This window comes from Nostoc sp. UIC 10890 (assembly GCF_054786515.1).
In genome coordinates, this window is record NZ_JBSGKF010000084.1 from 1 (window position 1) to 2,928 (window position 2,928).

A 2,928-nucleotide genomic window follows, 5' to 3' on the forward strand; every position below is an offset into this window, starting at 1 on the left:
AGCCTTACAAATAGTGGACTTCCTCATCGTTCAGCATCCGTTTGGGGATCTCGCGGCTTACCTGCCAAAGAATTATTGCCAGAGTCAATGATTAAACAAGCTATCTCGGAGCTAAAAATTAAATATAGAAAGCGGTTATATGACCCAATAATAACCTTGTGGGCATTTTTATCTCAGGTTTTAGATACAGACAAAACTTGTCATAACGCTGTAAGTAAAGTAATTGCACATTTGGCGGATGAAGAAGTAGAAATTCCTTCAACAGATACAAGTGCATATTGCCAAGCAAGAACAAGATTACCAGAAAAATTGTTAGAGAAGCTTTTCAATTATTCTGCACAAAATTTAGAAGAGAGAGTGACACAAGAACATTTATGGTGCGGTCGAAATGTGTTGGTAATAGATGGGTCTACAGTGTCAATGCCAGACACTGTAGAGAACCAGAAAGAATATCCTCAACCTAGCACTCAAAAAGAAGGATGTGGGTTTCCAATTGCCAAAATTGTGTGATATTCAGTTTAATTACAGGAGCTGCTGTTGCTTTGTGTATCGATGTTTTGAATACTCATGATATTAAATTAGCTAGGAAACTGTACAGTTTTCTTAAACCAAATGATGTACTTCTAGGTGATAGAGCTTTTTGTGCTTATGCCGATATGGTTGCTATTACCAGACTTGGTTGTGATGTAGTATTTCGTAAGCATCAATCTCGTACAACAACCATGCGAAAAGGAAAAATTGTTGGTGATTGTGACAAGCTTGTTACTTGGTATAAACCTAAAAGATGCCCACAAGGATTAAGCAAGGATGAATTTGATACTCTACCTTCTTCCATAACTGTACGTGAAATTTATTACTACATTGTTATTCCTGGTTTTCGTACTGGGAGAGTTAGTTTAATTACTACTTTATTAGAGCCAGCAACTTATCCTACCTTAAAAATCGTTCAGCTTTATTATCAAAGATGGCAAGTTGAACTCGATTTAAAACATTTAAAAACTACTTTAGGCATGGATGTTTTACGGTGTAAAACTCCTTCAATGGTACGCAAAGAAATTCATGTTTATTTGCTTGCTTACAATTTACTCCGTAGCCTAATGTGGTCGGCTGGGACAACTTATAATACTCCTCCTTTACGCTTATCCCTGCAAGGTACTCGTCACCATTTAATTAACTTTTTTCCCAAATTCGAGGTGGCTGGCTCTAAAAAACGCAAAAGACTTTATTCCACTTTGCTCAAAATTATTGTCCACAAAGAAGTTCCTGACCGTTCTACCAGGAACGAACCACGAGTTATTAAACGCCGCCCCAAATCTTACCCCAGATTGACCAAACCCCGACAAGAATTACGCAAACAATTGCAGAGTGCTTAAACCACAAGTCTTTCAGCTTTTCTTAGTGCCATTCCATTAGCATATCTTGCTATCATGCCCTCAGAAAACCAGCCCTATCTAATTGAGTCGAAGTTGCAAAATTACCCTGGTTACTTGCTGGAAAGCTTCGGGTTGGAATTTGCTCTTTTGGATGCGTCTGAGATTTTGCAGTATTGTACTCACCTAGAGCGTCGTGATAATGATTGGTGCTATGGTAATCTTTATTTGATTCGCCAAGATTGGCAAGCTCCCAAAGTCGGGGCTGACTATATGGGACTGCTTCCACACCTTCATTTAGATAATGGCTACCTTGATCGGTTGCAGTCCACTCCGATTTTGGATTGTTTTTAGATTACTAATGATTGCAGTTGCTAGGGAGATTCGTTTCGCACTGGATCGGTTGAAATACCTCGATCCGGAGGGAATATGTTTGACAATAAACTTAAATCCACCTCTTGGCTCAATGGCGATTCTAAAAGCATTGGAAATTCAGCTACCAAAAGCCTATGCTACTTTTTTGCTAGAGGTGGGAAATGGAGGGTATTGGGATTGTGCAGAGCGTGATCGCTTGATGACAATTGATGAAATCATACAGCATAATTCTACCCAGTTATGGCATCAGTCACCGCCTGATTTCGTTCGTCAATTTCTGTCAACAGGAAAGCAATCTGATGCAGTCGAGTTACCCTATCTCTTAAATCTTAACGCCCTTCCTGGACTATTACGAATTGGGTTGTATCCTCCAGAACAAGAGACTTACGGGTTATTTATGACACAAGAAGGACATGAAGTGAAAATTCAAATCTGCTTACAACCGTTGTTGACCTATGTTGTGATGGAACGCTATACACCGAAGCAATGGTTACAAATGCATCTCAATTTTTTAAATGAAGAGATTTACAAAATCGAAAAATCGATCTCAATTTTGAATTCTCAGCAAAGTCCGTATCTTCTTTTCCAAGGATATTTAATGGGTTTGTCTGAGGCTAAGTTGAAGCAGTTTATTGAAAATTGTCCTGCAATTCCTTTAGAAAGAAAACGAGATTTGCTAGATGAGATATGGTGGACATAGTGAAAACGTTTGTGATGCAAGAAAACTTAATTTTTAACTAACATTATAGATTACTTGATGAGTGCATTCACCTATATTTAGGTCATAAAATATTATTTTCTGTATAATATATCTAACAATTATTATTAAAAACAATTTGATTATATGAACCGCCAACAATTATACTGGGCAAAATACTATACTTATGAAGCTAGACAAAAAGATGTTAGTTGGCTAAATAAAATAATTGAGTCACTACATGAGCAACCAGAATTAGGAAAATATGAAGACGATGAAGACTCACAATAGCTATTTACCCAGGAAACTATCACAGTTGCCCAACGTTTAATGAAATTAGTTACCCAAGAGGAGCCGAATAAACAGGATATTTGTGAATTATATAGATTACTTAAAATTTATAAATATGTCCGTAATTTTGATTGGGGTGACATGTGTAAATATGTGGAAAAATGGCATTGGGTAGTAAATATTTGGGAAACATTT

The 2,928-nt window shown here is 37.2% G+C and carries 5 protein-coding genes; all 5 read left to right on the plus strand.

The window, feature by feature from the left end; all coding sequences use genetic code 11:
• A partial coding sequence (locus ACWATR_RS39185; protein WP_460345544.1) for a transposase domain-containing protein occupies window positions 1–510 on the plus strand: 510 nt, incomplete at its 5' end.
• Window positions 507–1,373 carry an IS4 family transposase gene (locus ACWATR_RS39190; protein WP_460345547.1) on the plus strand — a complete coding sequence of 289 codons (867 nt, stop codon included), beginning with the start codon at window positions 507–509 and terminating at the stop codon, window positions 1,371–1,373. The genes ACWATR_RS39185 and ACWATR_RS39190, both read left to right, overlap by 4 nt.
• A gap of 54 nt (window positions 1,374–1,427) precedes the next feature.
• Window positions 1,428–1,724 (plus strand): hypothetical protein, encoded by a 297-nt coding sequence (locus ACWATR_RS39195; RefSeq protein ID WP_460345550.1) that lies wholly within the window; start codon window positions 1,428–1,430, stop codon window positions 1,722–1,724.
• A 79-nt stretch (window positions 1,725–1,803) separates the two neighbouring features.
• The gene (locus tag ACWATR_RS39200; protein WP_460345553.1) at window positions 1,804–2,445 is read left to right on the plus strand and encodes a hypothetical protein; all 642 of its coding nucleotides are present in this window, start codon (window positions 1,804–1,806) and stop codon (window positions 2,443–2,445) included.
• A 144-nt stretch (window positions 2,446–2,589) separates the two neighbouring features.
• Entirely contained in the window at window positions 2,590–2,733 is a 144-nt protein-coding gene (locus tag ACWATR_RS39205) for a hypothetical protein (protein ID WP_460345556.1), read from the plus strand.
• Window positions 2,734–2,928: the final 195 nt, after the last annotated feature.